Annotated in this window: 13 protein-coding genes; 12 read left to right on the forward strand and 1 reads right to left on the reverse strand. The window is 56.0% G+C overall.

Going from position 1 to position 18739, the window contains the following annotated elements; genetic code table 11:
- Window positions 1–270 precede the first annotated feature (270 nt).
- The 12 genes from dppA (at window position 271) to H7A81_RS02955 (ending at window position 18036) form a co-directional block, all read left to right on the forward strand.
- Window positions 271–1881: a dipeptide ABC transporter periplasmic-binding protein DppA gene (gene dppA / locus H7A81_RS02900; protein ID WP_034827775.1), complete on the forward strand. Its 1611-nt coding sequence runs from the start codon at window positions 271–273 to the stop codon at window positions 1879–1881.
- Between the two features lie 198 nt (window positions 1882–2079).
- Window positions 2080–3099: a dipeptide ABC transporter permease DppB gene (gene dppB, locus H7A81_RS02905; RefSeq protein WP_034827777.1), complete on the forward strand. Its 1020-nt coding sequence runs from the start codon at window positions 2080–2082 to the stop codon at window positions 3097–3099.
- 10 nt (window positions 3100–3109) lie between these two features.
- A complete protein-coding gene (gene dppC, locus H7A81_RS02910) occupies window positions 3110–4012 on the forward strand; it encodes a dipeptide ABC transporter permease DppC (RefSeq protein ID WP_034827779.1) in 903 nt (300 codons plus the stop codon).
- Window positions 4013–4024: 12 nt separating this feature from the next.
- Window positions 4025–5011 (forward strand): dipeptide ABC transporter ATP-binding protein, encoded by a 987-nt coding sequence (gene dppD, locus H7A81_RS02915; RefSeq protein WP_038643846.1) that lies wholly within the window; start codon window positions 4025–4027, stop codon window positions 5009–5011.
- The gene (gene dppF / locus H7A81_RS02920; RefSeq protein ID WP_160868678.1) at window positions 5001–6008 is read left to right on the forward strand and encodes a dipeptide ABC transporter ATP-binding subunit DppF; all 1008 of its coding nucleotides are present in this window, start codon (window positions 5001–5003) and stop codon (window positions 6006–6008) included. Before dppD ends, dppF begins: the two co-directional genes overlap by 11 nt.
- Before the next feature lie 476 nt (window positions 6009–6484).
- Window positions 6485–7261: a cellulose biosynthesis protein BcsO gene (gene bcsO / locus H7A81_RS02925; RefSeq protein WP_182056677.1), complete on the forward strand. Its 777-nt coding sequence runs from the start codon at window positions 6485–6487 to the stop codon at window positions 7259–7261.
- Window positions 7252–8052, forward strand: coding sequence for a cellulose biosynthesis protein BcsQ (gene bcsQ, locus H7A81_RS02930; RefSeq protein WP_034827788.1), 801 nt, complete (start codon window positions 7252–7254; stop codon window positions 8050–8052). The genes bcsO and bcsQ overlap by 10 nt, the downstream gene beginning before the upstream one ends.
- 62 nt (window positions 8053–8114) lie before the next feature.
- Window positions 8115–10220: a UDP-forming cellulose synthase catalytic subunit gene (bcsA, locus tag H7A81_RS02935; RefSeq protein WP_160868680.1), complete on the forward strand. Its 2106-nt coding sequence runs from the start codon at window positions 8115–8117 to the stop codon at window positions 10218–10220.
- A complete protein-coding gene (gene bcsB / locus H7A81_RS02940) occupies window positions 10217–12760 on the forward strand; it encodes a cellulose biosynthesis cyclic di-GMP-binding regulatory protein BcsB (RefSeq protein WP_182056678.1) in 2544 nt (847 codons plus the stop codon). The genes bcsA and bcsB overlap by 4 nt, the downstream gene beginning before the upstream one ends.
- 11 nt (window positions 12761–12771) lie before the next feature.
- On the forward strand, window positions 12772–16575 hold the full coding sequence (locus H7A81_RS02945; RefSeq protein ID WP_182056679.1) for a cellulose biosynthesis protein BcsC: 3804 nt from the start codon (window positions 12772–12774) through the stop codon (window positions 16573–16575).
- The gene (bcsD, locus tag H7A81_RS02950) at window positions 16576–17022 is read left to right on the forward strand and encodes a cellulose biosynthesis protein BcsD (protein WP_034827794.1); all 447 of its coding nucleotides are present in this window, start codon (window positions 16576–16578) and stop codon (window positions 17020–17022) included.
- 9 nt (window positions 17023–17031) lie between these two features.
- Window positions 17032–18036, forward strand: coding sequence for a glycosyl hydrolase family 8 (locus H7A81_RS02955; protein ID WP_045833193.1), 1005 nt, complete (start codon window positions 17032–17034; stop codon window positions 18034–18036).
- A gap of 106 nt (window positions 18037–18142) precedes the next feature.
- On the opposite strand, the gene H7A81_RS02960 is transcribed toward H7A81_RS02955, so the two are convergent.
- Window positions 18143–18739, reverse strand: a 597-nt coding sequence (locus H7A81_RS02960; RefSeq protein WP_255478877.1) for a cellulose synthase subunit BcsC-related outer membrane protein, incomplete at its 5' end; no start/stop codon positions are given.

Raw genomic sequence — 18739 nt, forward strand, 5'->3', positions numbered from 1 at the left:
TCACCTTTTTAAATTTTGGCTCAGCGCAATAACCCTGTTTTTTATCGTTGCTTGCACTTACTCACACTCTGTGTAAATAACCCCACCTTGTATTGACGTTCTTTGCAACTGTTGACAAATTGATGCGTCAATAACATGCAGAGTAGGGCGATTCTGAGGAGCCATTGGCTATCGGATGACAAAAAAAACCACTCGCATGCTGCCCGAACCGCATAAAAAAATTCAGAGGTCGGGCGACGCACACAACATCACATCACAATGGAGCAAAACATGATCAACTCCCTGGCTAAATCCAGGATGCTGAAGGTCGGTCTTAGCCTGATTGCTATGACTGTTGCCGCGGGTGTCCAGGCGAAAACCCTCGTATATTGTTCAGAAGGTTCGCCGGAAGGCTTCAACCCACAGCTCTTCACATCGGGTACCACTTACGATGCCAGCTCCGTGCCGATCTACAACCGTCTGGTTGAGTTCAAAACCGGTACTACCGAGCTGCAGCCTGGCCTGGCTGAAAAATGGGACGTTAGCGAAGATGGTAAAACCTATACCTTCCATCTGCGTAAAGGCGTGAAGTGGCAAACCACCAAAGACTTTAAGCCAACGCGTACCTTCAACGCTGACGACGTCGTGTTCTCCTTCGAGCGCCAGCTCGACAAAAACAACAAGTACCACGGTGTATCGGGCGGCAGCTACGAATACTTCGAAGGTATGGATATGCCGAAGCTGATCGAGAAAATCGAGAAAGTTGACGACTACACCGTACGCTTCACTCTGAGCCGTCCTGAAGCACCGTTCATTGCTGACCTCGGCATGGACTTCGCCTCGATCCTGTCTAAAGAGTACGCTGACAACATGCTGAAAGCCGGCACGCCAGAGAAGCTGGACCTCAATCCAGTGGGCACCGGTCCATTCGTGCTGCAGCAGTATCAGAAAGATTCACGCATTCTGTATAAAGCCAACCCGGACTTCTGGGGCACCAAGCCGAAGATTGATCGTCTGGTGTTCTCTATCACGCCTGATGCGTCTGTGCGTTACGCCAAACTGCAGAAGGGTGAGTGCCAGGTGATGCCGTACCCGAACCCGGCTGACATCGCCAGCATGAAGAAAGATGACAAAATTAACCTGATGGAGCAGCCTGGTCTGAACGTCGGTTACCTGTCATTCAACACCGAGAAAAAACCGCTGGATAACGTGAAAGTGCGTCAGGCACTGACCATGGCGGTGAACAAACAAGCCATCATCGACGCTGTTTATCAGGGCGCTGGCCAGGCCGCGAAAAACCTGATCCCACCAACAATGTGGGGCTACAACGACGATGTGAAAGATTACGCTTACGATCCTGCCAAAGCGAAAGAGCTGCTGAAAGAAGCCGGCATGCCTGATGGTTTCTCTATCGACCTGTGGGCGATGCCTGTTCAGCGTCCATACAACCCGAACGCTCGTCGTATGGCGGAAATGGTTCAGGCTGACTGGGCGAAAATTGGCGTCAAAGCCAAAATCGTCACCTTCGAGTGGGGCGAGTATCTGAAGCGCGCTAAAGCCGGTGAGCATCAGACCGTGATGATGGGCTGGACCGGTGATAATGGGGATCCGGATAACTTCTTCGCCACCCTGTTTAGCTGTGCTGCCGCAAAAGACGGTTCTAACTACTCACGCTGGTGCTACAAGCCGTTTGAAGATCTGATTCAGCCTGCACGTGCAGAAGCCGATCACAACAAACGTATTGAGCTCTACAAACAGGCTCAGGTAGTGATGCATGACCAGGCTCCGGCGCTGATTATTGCTCACTCTACCGTGTATGAGCCGGTGAGCAAGAAAGTGACTGGCTATGTGGTTGATCCATTAGGTAAACATCACTTCGAAAACGTCGATATCCAGGAATAACCTTTCGGATTATCGCGGTCTGGGCCAGCGCTGCTGGCCCTCGGGCGGCACCTTTGCCGCCCGGTCTCCGCACTTTTTTTCCGGCTAATTTCTTATATTGAAGCGCTTCTTGCGTCGCGATCGGCTTTGTCGATTGCGTGTTGTGAGCAATGTAGTCCCTGGCGGCAACGCCACGGGAAATGACTGAGAATCCGGCTTATGCTGCAATTCATACTCCGACGTCTGGGCCTTGTCATCCCAACGTTCATCGGTATTACCTTACTGACCTTTGCGTTTGTCCATTTGATCCCCGGTGACCCGGTGCTGATCATGGCCGGCGAACGCGGTATTTCTCCCGAGCGTCATGCCCAGCTGATGGCCCAATTTGGCCTCGACCAGCCGATGTGGAAACAGTACATCACCTACATTAATGGTGTGCTGCACGGTGACCTCGGTATCTCGCTGAAAAGCCGCATCCCGGTATGGGATGAGTTCGTCCCTCGTTTCAAAGCCACGCTGGAACTTGGCATCTGCGCGATGCTCTTCGCGATTGCAGTGGGCATTCCGGTGGGCGTGCTGGCGGCGGTAAAACGCGGTTCGGTGTTTGATCACACCGCTGTGGGTATCTCCCTGACCGGTTACTCCATGCCGATTTTCTGGTGGGGCATCATGCTGATCATGCTGGTATCGGTGCAGCTCAACCTGACGCCGGTATCCGGGCGTGTCAGTGACACGATTTTCCTTGATGACAGCCACCCACTCACCGGTTTTATGCTGATTGATACGCTGCTGTGGGGTGAAGAGGGCGATTTCAAAGATGCGGTGATGCACATGATTTTGCCAGCCATCGTGCTCGGCACTATCCCGCTGGCGGTGATCGTGCGTATGACGCGTTCTTCAATGCTGGAAGTGCTGGGTGAAGATTATATCCGCACTGCGCGCGCTAAAGGCCTGACGCGTATGCGCGTCATCGTGGTGCATGCGCTGCGTAACGCCATGCTGCCAGTGGTCACCGTGATTGGTCTGCAAGTCGGCACTTTGCTGGCGGGCGCGATTCTGACGGAAACCATCTTCTCGTGGCCGGGACTGGGTCGCTGGCTAATCGAAGCATTGCAGCGCCGTGACTATCCGGTGGTGCAGGGCGGCGTATTGCTGGTGGCAATTCTGATCATTGTGGTCAACCTGCTGGTTGATCTGTTGTACGGCGTGGTCAATCCGCGCATTCGACATAAGAAATAAGGGGGGCATCATGACAACTGTTGATCCCGCAAGCGTAAGCGCTGCACCCAAGCCGATGACCCCGATTCAGGAATTCTGGCACTACTTCAAACGTAATAAAGGCGCGGTGATTGGCCTGGTTTACATCATTCTGATGCTGCTGATCGCCATCTTCGCCGATGTACTGGCGCCGCACGCGCCGTCAGAGCAGTTCCGTGATGCACTGCTGCATCCGCCGGTGTGGCAGGAAGGCGGTAGCTGGAAATTTATCTTTGGCACCGATGACGTGGGCCGTGATGTGCTGTCACGCCTGATGTTCGGCGCACGTTTATCGTTGCTGGTTGGCTGTCTGGTGGTGGTGCTGTCGCTGATCCTTGGCGTGGTGTTTGGCCTGATGGCGGGTTACCTCGGCGGCGTGGTCGACGCGGTGATCATGCGTCTGGTGGATATCATGCTGGCGCTGCCAAGTCTGCTGCTGGCATTGGTGCTGGTGGCGATCTTTGGTCCGTCGATTGTCAACGCCTCGCTGGCGATCACCTTCGTCGCCCTGCCGCACTATATCCGTCTGACGCGTGCTGCGGTGCTGGTGGAAGTGAATCGCGACTACGTGACCGCTTCCAGCGTGGCGGGTGCCGGTACGCTGCGCCAGATGTTCGTCAATATTCTGCCTAACTGCCTGGCACCGCTGATCGTGCAGGCTTCATTAGGCTTCTCCAACGCCATCCTCGATATGGCGGCGTTGGGCTTTCTCGGAATGGGGGCGCAACCGCCAACGCCGGAGTGGGGCACCATGCTCTCCGACGTATTGCAGTATGCGCAAAGTGCCTGGTGGGTGGTGACGTTCCCTGGTGTCGTCATCCTGCTCACCGTGCTGGCATTCAACCTCATGGGCGATGGTTTGCGTGATGCACTCGACCCGAAACTCAAGCAGTAAAGAGGCACCGAGATGGCACTATTAAATGTAGAAAAACTGTCGGTGCACTTCGGCGACGAAAAAACACCGTTCCGTGCAGTAGACCGTATCAGCTACCAGGTTGAACAAGGCCAGGTGGTGGGGATTGTGGGTGAATCCGGCTCCGGTAAGTCGGTCAGCTCGCTGGCGATTATGGGCCTGATTGATTATCCCGGTCGTGTGATGGCGGAAAAGCTGGAGTTCAACCAGCGCGACTTGCAGAAGATCTCTGAAAAAGAGCGCCGCCAGTTGGTGGGCGCAGAAGTGGCGATGATCTTCCAGGACCCGATGACCAGCCTCAACCCGTGCTACACCGTGGGCTTCCAGATCATGGAAGCGCTGAAGGTGCATCAGGGCGGCAGCAAAAGCACGCGCCGTCAGCGTGCTATCGACCTGCTGGATCAGGTCGGTATTCCCGATCCGGCCTCTCGTCTTGATGTTTATCCGCATCAGTTGTCGGGCGGTATGAGCCAGCGCGTGATGATCGCGATGGCGATCGCCTGCAAACCCAAGCTGCTGATTGCCGATGAACCGACAACTGCACTGGATGTGACCATTCAGGCGCAAATCATCGAACTGCTGCTGGAGTTGCAGAAGCAGGAGAACATGGCGCTGATTCTGATCACCCACGATTTGGCGCTGGTGGCAGAAGCCGCGCAGCACATCATCGTGATGTACGCCGGACAGGTGGTAGAAAGCGGCAAGGCGGTAGATATCTTTAAAGCCCCGCGTCATCCCTACACCCAAGCGCTGCTGCGCGCGTTGCCGGAGTTTGCCGCAGATAAAGCGCGTCTGGCTTCGCTGCCGGGTGTGGTGCCGGGCAAATATGATCGTCCAACCGGCTGTCTGCTCAATCCGCGCTGTCCGTATGTGACCGAACGCTGCCGTCGTGAAGAACCTGAACTGCGTGACATTCCGGGTCGCCAGTCTAAATGCCATTTCCCACTGGATGATGCCGGGAGACCGACTTATGAGTCTTGATAATACTCAGCAGGATTACCTGCTGCAGGCGATCGACCTGAAAAAACACTACCCGGTGAAGAAAGGGCTGTTTGGCCAGGAGCGCCTGGTGAAAGCACTGGATGGCGTCTCGTTCAACCTTGAACGCGGCAAAACGCTGGCGGTGGTCGGTGAGTCGGGCTGTGGAAAATCCACACTTGGACGCTTGCTGACCATGATTGAAACACCGACCGAAGGCCAGCTTTACTGGCATGGTCAGGATTTGCTGAAACACGATCCACAGGCGCAAAAACTGCGTCGTCAGAAGATCCAGATCGTGTTCCAGAACCCGTACGGCTCGCTTAATCCGCGCAAGAAAATCAGCCAGATTCTCGAAGAACCGCTGTTGATTAACACCTCTCTGACTAAAGCGGAACGTCGCGAGAAAACGCTGGAGATGATGGCGAAGGTGGGCCTGAAAACCGAGCATTACGATCGCTATCCGCATATGTTTTCCGGTGGCCAGCGTCAGCGTATCGCCATCGCGCGCGGTTTGATGCTCGACCCGGACGTGCTGATCGCCGATGAACCGGTTTCTGCGCTCGATGTATCCGTGCGTGCGCAGGTGCTCAACCTGATGATGGATTTGCAGCAGGATTTGGGTTTGTCCTATGTGTTCATTTCTCATGATTTGTCGGTGGTGGAGCATATCGCAGACGAAGTGATGGTGATGTATTTAGGTCGTTGCGTTGAGCGCGGCAGTAAAGAGGCCATTTTCAGCAATCCGCGTCATCCTTATACGCAGGCCTTGTTGTCAGCCACGCCACGTTTGAATCCAGATGAGCGTCGTGAAAGGATTAAATTGACCGGCGAACTGCCAAGTCCACTCAATCCGCCGCCGGGCTGTGCGTTTAACGCGCGCTGCCGCCGCCGCTTTGGTACCTGCGTCCAGTTGCAGCCCAAACTTAAGCAATATGGCGAGCAGCAAATTGCCTGTTTCGCGGTGGATCAGGACGAGAATCAGCCAGTGGGCGTGTAATTAACAACGCCAAAAATGAATAAAGGCTCCTGCGGGAGCCTTTATTTTTTCCTGCGTTATACTTCAGGGATGCTAACAAGAAAAATGTTTCTGCCAGAAGCGCCTGGAAATGTATTACTCCAGTGCATCAGTAATCGATTGGTCCTGATTAGGGGTTAAATCGTTAAGGCAAATTCTGAATAGCGTCAGGATTATGTGAGCATAATCACGCACCTGTTAAATCCGCAACTTGAACCACTTCTGCTTCATATCAGTAGCTTAGGTGAATGTTTTTGTCGTTATTATTTCAGTTAATCGATATTAATAAATCTCCGGCCTTAAATATCTGCATGCTTTTTGCATTGCCAGAATTTCAATCATATTGATAAAAGTCTTTTGTTGAATCCGCCGTTTTTGTAATCAGAATTCCCTCACTCTCTTTTAATGTGTGTGATATATTCGCGGAAAATTCCCTCCCGCTTTTACAGGCTCTGATCATGAAGAATTACGACGATCTGCAGCGTTTTAAAGAAAAGACCAAAACGCTCGATATCGCTTTTAAGGATATGTCTGGGCAATCGCAGGAAGCGGATCACAGCCAGTGGGCGATCATTCGCCAATTAGCGACCGATAATGAGCCTGAGTTAGGCAGCGGCCAGCGTATTGACCTGCCACAGCCGCAGCCGATTCGCGGTGATGAGTTCAGCGCACCCGCTGCTGCACCGGCGGCAATTTCACCTGCGGCCAGCACTTCACGCGGTTCGATTCTCGACAGCCTGGCGGCCACTGCGCCTGCAGAACCTGCGCCAGCCACGCCGCCTGCGGGAGTCTCGTCTCTCTTCCCGCCTGCACCCGCGGCTAAGCCGGCGCCTTCTGTGATCTCACAGGCACCGAAAGCGACCCATGTTGAGCGTCAGGCCACGACGTCGCTGTTTCCACCGCCGCCAGCGAAACCGGCGGCTGCACCTTTATCTGCATCCGCACCTATCGCTGCGGTACCTACAGTAACGCCGGCTCCCGCACCTGTAGCGAACCCTGCTCCAGCGCCTTTAACCTCACCGATTGCCGCGACATCGGCTGAAGCGCCGCAGGCTACAACAACGTTCAGTGCGCCCGCGTCTACCTTTACCGCTCCGGTTGAACCGGCGCGTCCGGCAGCTTCTGCACCCTCACGTTTTGGTGCCCTGTTCCGCTCGCGTGCGACGGAACCCGCTAATCTTTCAAAAGAAACACCCTTAAAACCGCTATTGGAGAAGATTGCGCTATGCCGTTAGTTTGTGTGTGCTCGCCAAAAGGGGGAGTAGGGAAAACCACCATGGCGGCCAACCTTGCATGGAGCCTGGCTCGCGCTGGCAGCAAGGTGTTGGCAATCGATTTCGATGTCCAGAACGCATTGCGCCTGCATTTTGGGGTGCCACTGCACGATGGTCGCGGCTTTGTTGCGCGCTCTGAAGAGCAGGCTGACTGGAGCCAATCCATCCTCACCACCGGCGGTAATATTTTCGTCATGCCTTATGGCGATGTGACCGAAGATCAGCGTGAGCGTTTTGAAGAGAACCTGATTAAAGATCCGCATTTCCTGCGCCGCGGTCTGGACACGGTTTTAAATTACCCGGGACTGGTCATTATTGCCGATTTCCCGCCAGGCCCAGGTCCGGCACTTAAAGCCATGGCTGCTTTGGCCGATATGCATTTAGTGGTGATGCTGGCAGATACCGCCTCGGTCTCTTTACTGCCGCAAATTGAAAATGACCGCATGATAGGTCAGCCGCTCAATAATAAGCGTGGTCATTATTTCGTGCTTAACCAAAGTGACAATCGCCGCAATATTAGCCGTGAAGTCACTGGCTTTATGCAGCAACGTTTGGGCGAGAATTTATTAGGCGTGGTGCATCGTGATGAAAGCGTCGCGGAAGCCAATGCTTCACAACAATCAGTTTATGATTTCAGCCCGGCATCAGCCGCAGCCTTTGATATCGAACTGGTGGCGAAGCGCGTAGCCAATATCCTGAATATTACCGTGGGTAACGGTGAAGTTCAGGCACCTATCCGCAGCCATTATTAATCGCCAGGCATTTGCCTGGCGGTATTAGCAATAATAACAACACAGCTTCTTTAGGGTGAATCATGAGTAAACTCGGGTTTTACCTGCTGCTGCTGGTGCTTGCACCTGTGGCCGCGGTAATCGTCATCACGCCTATGGACAGCCAAAAACAATATATTTTTGGCTTAATCAGCATCGGGATGATGTTTTTACTGGGTTTCAGCAAAAGCCGCAAAATAACTGTCATCATGGTTATCCTTTCTGCGCTGATGTCGACCCGATATATCTGGTGGCGCACCACGGAGACGCTGCAGTTTAATTCCGAGATTGAAGCGATTCTCGGCATCGGCTTATATCTGGCCGAACTGTATGTCTGGCTGATTCTGATTCTCGGCTTCCTGCAAACCACCTGGCCATTAAAACGCACCATTGAACCGTTGCCGGACGATACCAGCCTGTGGCCTACCGTTGACGTCTATGTCCCGACCTATAACGAAAGCCTCGACGTAGTGCGTGATACCGTGCTGGCGGCGCAGTGCATCGATTATCCGCGTGACAAGCTCAAGGTCTATCTGCTGGATGACGGCAAGCGCAGCGAGTTTGCGGTTTTTGCCGCCGATGTAGGGGTGGGCTATATCACCCGTGACGACAACAGTCATGCGAAAGCCGGTAACCTCAACCATGCGATGAAAATCACCAAGGGTGAGCTGATCTGCATCTTTGACTGTGACCACGTCGCCACCCGTACTTTCCTGCAGGCGACCGTCGGTCCGTTCCTGAACGATCCCAAGCTGGCGCTGTTGCAGACGCCACACTATTTCTATTCACCGGACCCGTTTGAACGTAACCTGCGTGCAGCGCGTACCATTCCGAACGAAGGCGCGCTGTTCTACGGCCCGGTTCAGCAGGGTAACGACAACTGGAACGCCACCTTCTTCTGCGGTTCCTGTGCGGTGATTCGCCGTAGCGCGCTGGAAGAGATTGGTGGATTTGCGGTGGAAACCGTGACCGAAGATGCGCACACCGCATTGAAAATGCAGCGCCTGGGTTGGGGGTCTGCCTTCCTGGCGATTCCGCTGGCTGCAGGTCTGGCCACCGAGCGTCTCGGTTTGCACGTGGTTCAGCGTAACCGCTGGGCGCGTGGCATGACGCAGATCTTCCGTGTGGATAATCCGCTGTTTGGCCGTGGTCTGAAATGGCAGCAGCGTCTCTGCTACCTCAACGCCATGCTGCACTTCCAGTTCGGTCTGCCGCGCGTGGCATTCCTGACCGCGCCGCTGGCGTACCTGCTGTTCAACCTGAACATTATTCACTCGTCGGCGTCGCTGATCTTCGCCTACGTATTGCCGCATCTGGTGATGTCGCTGTACGTCAACTCCCGCATGAACGGCAAGTTCCGTTACACCTTCTGGGGTGAAATCTACGAAACCGTGATGTGCTTCCACCTCGTGATCCCGACATTGCTGACCATGCTGGCGCCAAAGCGCGGTAAATTTAACGTAACGGATAAGGGGGGCCTGCTGGACCAGGGCTTCTTCGATTTCCACATCGTCCGCCCCCATGTGATTGTCGCGGTACTGCTGACCATTGGTATCGTCGCGGGTGTGGTGCGTGCAACGGCACATGATTACTTCGGTGTTGACCCTTATGTTATCGCCCTCAACGTCGGCTGGGCGGTGTTCAGCCTGATCATCCTGATGGCGGCGATTGCCGTGGCGCGCGAAACCAAGCAGGTACGTAAAACCATTCGTATCGAAGTGCAGATTCCGGCGGTGATTCACTACGCCAGCGGTATCTCATCACGCACCCAAACCAGCGACCTGTCGATGGGCGGCGCGCAACTGGATGCACCGGACAACCGTCATGAGCATGATGAAATTGAAGAGATTGATCTGCTGCTGAAATCCGGTGCCATCACTATTCCGGTGAGCAAAATCTCCGGCGATGAAGAGACCATTCGTCTGCGCTTTGGTGATATGCCGCTATCGCGTCGTCGTGAGCTGGTGCGTGTGGTACTGGCGCGCGCCGATGCGTGGATCCAGCCCGAGTATAAGCAGGACAACCCGCTGGTATCGCTGGGCACCATTATTCGTACCGTATTTGAGCTGTTCTGGCTGACCTGGAAAGATCGCCGTGAGAAGCATAAGCGTGAAAACCAGTCGGCAGTGAAAGAGGACAGCGCAGTATGAAGAATTTGACGCAAACGTTGCTGGCAAGCTCGCTGGCAACGGCGCTGATGCTCGCCCCGGCCTGGGCAGAAACCCCTGCGGTAACGCAGGATAGTTCGGCCTTGTCCAACGTGCCGCCACCGCAAGGCATCCAGAGTGAAGCGGATGCCCAGTTGCAGCAGGCGGCGGGTGCAACACCTTATGCGCCCACTGAAAATGCACCAGCAACTGAAAATACTGCCCCGGCTGCGACGGATATGCCAGCAGCCAACGCCACGAACTCGGCTGCACCACAGACGGAGCCGCCTGCTACCACGCCAGCGCCAGAGATGGTACTTCCTGATGTGGCACCTGCGGCATCAGTCGCCGCACCTGTGGTTTCCGCTTCTGCGATGCTCAATCAACCTATCAGCAGCACCATTTCCGTGGCGCAGATGGGCCAGCCGCAGGGCATCACCTTAACGGGCGGTCAGCTGCAATCCGGTATCGTGTTTACTCTGCCGAGCGATGAAGTGATCACCAACGCGCGCCTGAATCTGTCGCTGCGCGTTTCAGCAGCACTGGCGGCGCGTAATACCTCGTTGCAGCTGATGCTGAATGGTCAGCCGCTAGGCACCTTGCCGCTGGGTTCGAGCGACAGCGATGTCAGCGACTACCAGTTGGATATCCCAGCGGCAATGGTGGTCTCAAGCAACAACCTCAGCTTCAAAATTAACGATGCCGACAAACTGCTGTGCGAAAAAGAGAGTGCACAGCAGTATCAGGTGTCGATTCTGCCTAAAACCACGCTGAGCCTCGAAGGCCAGCAGTTGAATATCGGCACCAGCCTGCGCAACTTCCCGCGTCCGTTTATGGATGCGCAGCGTATGACGCCCGCCAGCGTCACTTTTGGCTTTGCTGCCAATGCCACGCCGGACAGCATCAGCGCGGCGGCGTTAGTGGCATCATGGATGGGTATTCAATCGGACTATCGCGGCATTCGTTTCCCGGTGGTGCGTGGCGATCTGCCTGAGCACAACGGCATTTTGATTGGTCACCCCGGTGAGAAGATCGGTTCTGTGACCTTGCCAGCGACCAACGGTCCGCTGCTGCAGGTGATTGATAACCCGAACAACCCGGTTTACAAACTGCTGTTAGTGGTTGGCGCGGATGATGCACAGCTGCGTCAGGCGGCCAACCGCTTAACCACCCAGCCGCTGGCGACCGATGCCAGTAGCCTGAACGTGCAGCCGCAGCCGATTGGCCTGCGTAAGCCGTATGACGCGCCGCGCTGGATCAACACCAGCCGTCCGGTGCGGTTGAGCGAGCTGCTGCGTAAAGATCAGAGTCTGACCACCACCGGCATCTGGCACGATGCGCTGAGCGTGAACTTCCGCGCGGCGCCAGACCTGTTTATGTGGGATGGCGACACCATTCCGGTGGAGCTGCACTATCGCTTCCCGTCAGAAAGCTGGATTGATGAGAACAAATCGTTCCTCAATGTGATGATTAACGGCACCTTCCTGCGCAACCTGACCGTAAACAAAGTCGGCTTGCTGGAGAGCGCCTGGCATCGTCTGGGCGGCGACGCCCGTCAGGAGCACTACACCCTGAAGCTGGAGCCGTATCTGATTTACGGTGATAACCAGCTGGCGCTGTACTTCAACATCAAACCGAAAGCGGACGCGCCATGTGGTGTGTTGCTCAACAACAACATCAAGAGCCGCATCGAAGATGATTCGTGGATCGATCTGAGCCACACGCGTCATTTCACCATGCTGCCGAACCTGTCGTACTTCGTTGGCGCATCATTCCCGTTCTCGCGTCTGGCGGACTTCTCGCAGACCACTTTGCTGCTGCCAGAAAAACCGACCGATGCAGAGATCTCCACGCTGCTGGATATGTCTTCACGTGCCGGTAACGCGACCGGTGTACCGCTGGTGCAGAACCAGGTGCTGTTTGGTTTGCCAAATGGTGGCACTAACCTGACACGCCTGCAGGACAGTGATCTGCTGGCGGTGAGCACCACACAGAACAGTGAATTCAATCAGCAGATGCTGGCTAACACGCCTTATCAGACCAGCGGTAATACGTTGGGCGTGAAAGATCCGACGACCTGGGACAAGCTGCGTGGCTGGCTGACCGGCGACTGGAACCTTCAGCAGCTGGATGCCGATCGTTACTTCTCCTCCAACGAAGCGTGGCGTGGCTTTGTCAGCTACCGCTCGCCGTGGAATGCCGATCGCCTGGTGGTGATGACGGTGGCAACCAGCGATCAACAGCTGCTGCGTTTGCATGAAGATCTCAACTCGGCGCGCATTAACGCGGGCATTCGTGGCGATACTGCCATCATCACTGATGAAAACGGTATTCGCAGTTTCCGCGTCGGCCCACAGTTCCCGAGTGGCGAAATGCCGTGGTACATGATGGTGGTGTGGTATGCCAACCAGCATTCGGTGCTGATGGCGCTGGCCGCTCTGGTGCTGGCAACGCTGGTCGGCGGTAGCGCATGGGCGATGCTGAAGCGTCATGCATGGCGACGCCTCAACCCGAAAGCTGATAGCAAGTCCGGCAAGAAGTAAGGATAAAAACAATGAAAAAAAATCTGTTGAGTGCCGGTATTCGTCATGCCCTGATTCTGGGTGGGGCACTGGCGTTCTCTCAGCCGCTGCTGGCGGCGGAGAGCACCAATCCTGCGTTACAAGCGTTGTTTGATCAGGCGGCTTACTGGCATCAGAAAGCGCATGACGATTTGGCCAAATCTTCGCTGCAAAAAGTGTTGATGGTGGAACCCAACAACACTCAGGCGCTTTATTTGCTGGCGCTCTATTCCCAGCAGAGCGGCAGCAGCGCGGAAGCGGCGCAGTGGCGCGCGCGACTGAGTGCCGCATCGCCGAACGATCCGCACCTCACCGAACTGGATAATGCGCGTCAGCTGCAAACCATCCCACAGGCGCAGCTGTCGTTAGCGCGCCAGCAGGCCCGCAGCGGCAATATTGCAGCTTCGCTGCAAACCTGGCGCAATACCTTTAATGGTAATGAGCCACCACCGAGCGTGGCGGCGGAATATTACCTGACCATGGCCGGAGACCGCTCGCTGCTGCCGCAGGCGGTCGAAGCGCTGCGTCAATTCGCGGCCGATCATCCACAAGATACCGGCGCGAAGCTGGCACTCGGCAAAGCACTGACCTATCAGGAATCGACCCGTCGTCAGGGTATTGATCTGCTGGGCACGCTGGCGGATGGCAACAAAGATGCTGACCGTTCACTGCGTCAGGCGCTGCTGTGGCTCGGCCCGCAGGCGTCCGATGCCTCGCTATACCAAACCTGGCAGCAGCGTCATCCGCAAGACAATGCGGTGATGGATTACTACCGTAAAAATGTTGGCGGCGCTGAGAAGGGTGCTGGCTTTACCGCACTGAACAGTGGTGACGTCAGCAACGCGCAGAACAACTTTGAGAAAGTGCTGCAGGCGAACCCGCAGGATGCCGATGCACTGGCGGGTATGGGCTATGTGGCTCAGCGTGCCGGGCGCTATGCCGAAGCGGCTGATTATCTGACGCGCGCCGCGCAGATGGGCGGCGATCAGAGCGAGACGCGCCAAAAGCAGGCAGCCGATGCGCGCTTCTATGCTCAACTGGCGACCGCGCAGCGGGCGCTGAAAAACGGTGACAGCGCGCAGGCATTAGCCTTGAGTGAACCCCTGGCGCAGGCCGATGGCGAGAAAGGCGTTTCCGCTAAGCTGTTCCGCGCGGACGTGCAGCGTCGCAGCAATCAACTCGACCAGGCAGAACAAACTTATCGCTCTATCCTGCAAGCCGATCCGAACAACCGTAACGCCAAAGAAGGCTTGTTCTACGTGCTGCGTCAGCAGAACCGCAGTGCCGAAGCCAACACGCTGCTGGCTTCTCTGCCGGATAGCGTGCGCCAGAGCGTGGCCCCGCGCGGCAGCAGCACCGATCCGATTCGTGCGCAGGCTAAGCGTGAGCTGGCGGCAGGCAACAACAGCGCCGCGATAGCCACCTTGAACAGCGGTATTCAACGCTTCCCGAATGATGGCTGGTTACGCCTCGACCTGGCGCGTATTTATCGCGCACAGGGCGATAATATGATGGCCGCCAATATCATGCAGCCGTCGATGCGCAGCGGCGCCAGCACGGCAGAGCTGTATGCTGGCGCATTGAACGCCAGCGAGAGCGGTGCCTGGCAGCAGGCGAGTTTACTGCTGTCACGCATACCGAACGGCAGCAAGAGCAGCGATATGCGCGAGCTGGCGCAGCGTGTGAACTTCAACCTGCAGATGACCACCGCCGATCAGTATCTGGCGCAGGGCTCGAATGCTGCAGCGGCGAATACCCTGCGTGCGCTGGCCTCGTCACCTCCGTCCAACCCGGTGGATGCCGGTAACCTGGCACAGAAGCTGGCGAAAGCGGGCGATCTCACCACCGCTGTCTCTGTGGTGCGCAGCAATATGCAGCGCGGCATTCAGGGGAATGCCGGTGATTACGCTGCACAGGTTGCGGTGCTCAACCAGGCGGGTCTGAATACCGAAGCGCAGAGCTTCCTCAGCAGCCCGGAGTTGCAGGCGCGCAGTACACCAACGCAGCTGGCGGGTATTCGCAACGGTTACGTGATCAACGAAGTGGATCGTCTGCGTGAGCAGAAGCAGTACGCCGCGGCTTACGACAAGCTGGTGGGCGCACTGCAGCACGATCCACAGAACCGCGATCTGATGTTCGCCATGGCGCGACTGTATCAGTCCGGCAAGATGAACAAAGAAGCGGGTGTGGTGTATGACTACCTGATGACCCAGGATACGCCAACGCAAGATGCGCGTATCGGTGCCATCAACGTGGCACTGGCGAATAATGACGTCAATAAAGCCAATACCCTGACACGCGGCCTGAACAATGAGCAGTCACCGGATCGCCAGTTGTTACTGGCGCGCGTGGCTGAAGCCAACGGCAATCACAGCCAGGCCATGAGCTATCTGCGCAGTGCGCGCGGGCAGTTGATTGGTCTGCAGGGTGCCACCAACGGTGATACGCCAAGCGTGGGTGGCCTGGCATTGGCGGATAACCCGTTCATCAACCGGGGTACTTCGCCGGTGGGACGTTCTCCGTCTGCTTATGGCGCGGTGATGCCATGGCAATCGGCACCGGATGTCACCAGCAGCGCAACGGGGACCACGCTGGCCAGCAATACACCGGCAATCCAGCAGAGCCAGACGTTACGCCAGATCGACAGTATGATGGACGATCTGCAAGAGAAAACCGGCACCTGGATTCAGGGTGGCATGCAGGTACGTGGTCGTGACGGCGAATCGGGTCTGAGCAAACTGACCGAAGCCAAAGCGCCACTGACTTTCTCCACCGTCCCGTTTGGCGAATCGCGCTTTGACTTTACTATGACACCTGTCTCGCTCACGGCGGGCAGTGCGGCGGGCGACGCGTGGCGTCGTTTCGGCACCAATGCCCTGGTGCAGGGTAATGTGGTGGCGTCTGGCGATGCCAAAATTGACGATGTCCCGTCTTCATCCACTGATTCGCAGAAAGCCACCGGTGTTGAGCTGAACCTGGCATTGAAAGGCGATAGCTACAAAATCGACCTCGGCAGTACGCCACTGGGACAGGATTTGAGTACCCTGGTGGGGGGCGTGCAGTGGTCACCGAAACTCACTGACTTCCTGACGCTGATCCTCACCGGTGAACGTCGTGCGATGACCGACAGCCTGCTCTCCTATGTGGGCGTGGAAGATAAAACCAGCGGTAAGCGCTGGGGTCGCGTGACCAAAAACGGCGGTAATGCGTTGCTGAGCTACGATAACGGCGATGCCGGTTTCTATCTCGGCGGCGGCGCTTACAGCTACATCGGTGAAAACGTGGCGAGTAACAACAGCGTGCAGGCGACTGCCGGTGCGTATGTGCGTCCGTTCCACTACGACGATCGCGAGCTGAAGGTGGGCATGAGCCTGTCGTGGATGGATTACTCGAAAAACCTGAGTTACTTCAGCTACGGCCAGGGCGGTTACTTCAGCCCGCAGAACTATGCATCGGTCTCGTTCCCGATTGAGTTCTCACGCAAGTTCGACGATCTGAAAGTGAACGTGGGCGGTTCGGTGGGTTATCAATCCTACAGCCAGGATAAGAGCGCTTACTTCCCTAACGATCCGACTTACCAGGCACAAATGCAGAGTCTGGCCGATCAGGGTTACGTGAAGAGCGCTTACTACAGCGGCGAGAGCAAGAACGGTATTGGCTATAACTTGCATGCTGGTGCGGACTATAAGATTAACAAAGATGTCACCATTGGCGGCCAGTTAGGCTACGACACCTTTGGCGATTACAACGAGAGCACAGCGAATCTGTACTTCCGTTATCTGTTCGGAGACAACTAAATGAGTGAGCAGGCAACCGCGCGCGTCAGCCATCCGCATCAGCCGGGTTGGTTTGATCTGGTCAGCGTGATGATTGAAGGGATGCTGGACAACGCGGGCGAGGAAGCCGAAGGCTTCCTCAACAATGTGGGCGCATCGCTGGCAGCGCGCTATCCTTTAGCGGAAGCGCGCACCGTGCAGGATCTGGAACGCGAGATGAATCTGCAACTGGCGCGCTTTAGTTGGGGTTTCACCCAGCTTCAGCCGCTGGAAAATGCCATTCTGATTCAGCATCATGCGCTGCCGCAGGGCGACAGCAAGGTGGGTGCAGAGCGCTGGCAGCTGGCAATGAGCGCCGTGCTGGCCGGTGTTTATTCACAGTGGCTGCAGGCACAGGGCGGCAGCGCTGCGGTGCCGGTTACCTTCGAAAAGAATGACGGCAACACGCTGCATTACCGATATCAATAGGATTGTTTGATGAGAGTCATGCGCTTCTGGCGTCAATGGATGCTGTGTTTCATGGTGATGTTTTTCAGCGCCCAGGCTGCTGCAGATGGCTGGAGCACCTTCAAAGGCCGCTTTATGAGCGGCGATGGACGTATCAGTGATACGGCCAACAATAATGTCAGTCATACCGAAGGTCAGGGTTATGGCATGCTGCTGGCCGTCGCGAACGACGACCGCACCACGTTTGATCTGCTGTGGAAGTGGACGCGCACCCATCTGCGTAATCCGCAAAACGATCTGTTCTACTGGCGTTACACGCCGGGTGCTTCAGACCCGATTGCCGACAAGAACAATGCCTCTGATGGCGATGTGCTGATTGCGTGGGCACTGCAGCGCGCAGGCCAAAAGTGGGGCGGTGATTATCAGTCAACTTCTGACCGTATTCAGCGCGCCATCGTCAAACAAAACGTGATCACGTTTGGCGGCCACACGGTGATGTTGCCAGGCGCACAGGGCTTCAATAAAAACAGCTATGTGGTGCTGAATCCCTCTTATTTCCTGTTTGCCGCCTGGCAGGAGTTTGCTGACCGCAGTCACCTGCGCGTGTGGAATAACCTGATCGATGACGGCATGGAACTGCTCGGTGATATGCACTTTGGCAAAACCGGTCTGCCGCTCGATTGGGTGGCGCTGAATGCCGATGGTTCAGTGGCACCGGCAGTGGGTTACTCCAATCGCTTTAGCTACGATGCGATTCGTATTCCGCTCAATATCTGGTGGTATGACCCGCAAAGCCTGCGTCTGGTGCCGTTCCAGCGCGTCTGGCAGGGCTATGGTCGCCAGACGACACCGGCCTGGTTTGATGTGCTCGCCAACACCCCTGCGCCATACAATATGGACGGCGGCTTGCTGGCGATTCGCGATCTGACTCTGAATCAAACCGGTTATCTCAGCGATCGTTTAGCGCCGGATCAGAACTACTTCTCCGCCAGCTTGCAGTTACTGACCTGGCTGGCGTATCAGGAAAAGCGTTAAATATTTCGCGATACATCGCGTTGTCAGCACATAGCGCGATTTTTGTAGCAGTGCAACGTACTACGTAATTGAAAGGGCCGCACTTCATCAACGAAGTGCGGCTTTTTTATTTGAAGTCCGCATACGGCTCAAGCGGTTGTGGTGGCATATCCATATCGCCATTCCAGCCGCCCATTGAATAACGCATGTAGATCAAGCCGTGACTCGGGGTGTAATCCTTGGCTTGCTGAATATCCATCGCGAGACCGACTGACCAGTGCGGCGTGATGCGTCGTTCTACCACTGCTTGCAGGGTGTAACCGAAACCGTTGCCGGAGCTGCTGTCGGAGGTCGGGTTGGAAGCCAGCGTAAAGCCAGGATTGACCGGATAACGCTGCTGAGCGTCGGTTTGCGATTGTGACCAGGAGACCGAGCCGCCCAGATCAAACGACCAGTTCTCGGTGCGCTGGCGATAAGTGACCGGCACCGCCAGCGAGAAATACTGCTGCGGACTGTAATAGCCCCCCTGGCCGAAGGTGTAGTCGCTAAGGTCTTTTTGGTAATGCCACAGCATGCTGTTCAGTCCGACGGTGGCACGGCGATTATCTTCGTTGATCAACTTGTAGTAATAGCCTGCCATCAGGCGTTCACGGCTCGGAAGAGGCTCTCGTAGGTACAGAGTGTACGCCACCGTCACCACCACAATCGCACACCAGCGCTCTCC

It is taken from the genome of Pantoea sp. ME81 (assembly GCF_903970985.1).
Classification (GTDB): Bacteria; Pseudomonadota; Gammaproteobacteria; order Enterobacterales; family Enterobacteriaceae; genus Pantoea; species Pantoea communis.

What these genes read in the sequence shown, in the direction of transcription:
- dppA (WP_034827775.1), top strand. Translation starts at nt 271, where the DNA reads ATGATCAACTCCCTGGCTAAATCCAGGATGCTGAAGGTCGGTCTTAGC.
- dppB (WP_034827777.1), top strand. Translation starts at nt 2,080, where the DNA reads ATGCTGCAATTCATACTCCGACGTCTGGGCCTTGTCATCCCAACGTTC.
- dppC (WP_034827779.1), top strand. Translation starts at nt 3,110, where the DNA reads ATGACAACTGTTGATCCCGCAAGCGTAAGCGCTGCACCCAAGCCGATG.
- dppD (WP_038643846.1), top strand. Translation starts at nt 4,025, where the DNA reads ATGGCACTATTAAATGTAGAAAAACTGTCGGTGCACTTCGGCGACGAA.
- dppF (WP_160868678.1), top strand. Translation starts at nt 5,001, where the DNA reads ATGAGTCTTGATAATACTCAGCAGGATTACCTGCTGCAGGCGATCGAC.
- bcsO (WP_182056677.1), top strand. Translation starts at nt 6,485, where the DNA reads ATGAAGAATTACGACGATCTGCAGCGTTTTAAAGAAAAGACCAAAACG.
- bcsQ (WP_034827788.1), top strand. Translation starts at nt 7,252, where the DNA reads ATGCCGTTAGTTTGTGTGTGCTCGCCAAAAGGGGGAGTAGGGAAAACC.
- bcsA (WP_160868680.1), top strand. Translation starts at nt 8,115, where the DNA reads ATGAGTAAACTCGGGTTTTACCTGCTGCTGCTGGTGCTTGCACCTGTG.
- bcsB (WP_182056678.1), top strand. Translation starts at nt 10,217, where the DNA reads ATGAAGAATTTGACGCAAACGTTGCTGGCAAGCTCGCTGGCAACGGCG.
- H7A81_RS02945 (WP_182056679.1), top strand. Translation starts at nt 12,772, where the DNA reads ATGAAAAAAAATCTGTTGAGTGCCGGTATTCGTCATGCCCTGATTCTG.
- bcsD (WP_034827794.1), top strand. Translation starts at nt 16,576, where the DNA reads ATGAGTGAGCAGGCAACCGCGCGCGTCAGCCATCCGCATCAGCCGGGT.
- H7A81_RS02955 (WP_045833193.1), top strand. Translation starts at nt 17,032, where the DNA reads ATGAGAGTCATGCGCTTCTGGCGTCAATGGATGCTGTGTTTCATGGTG.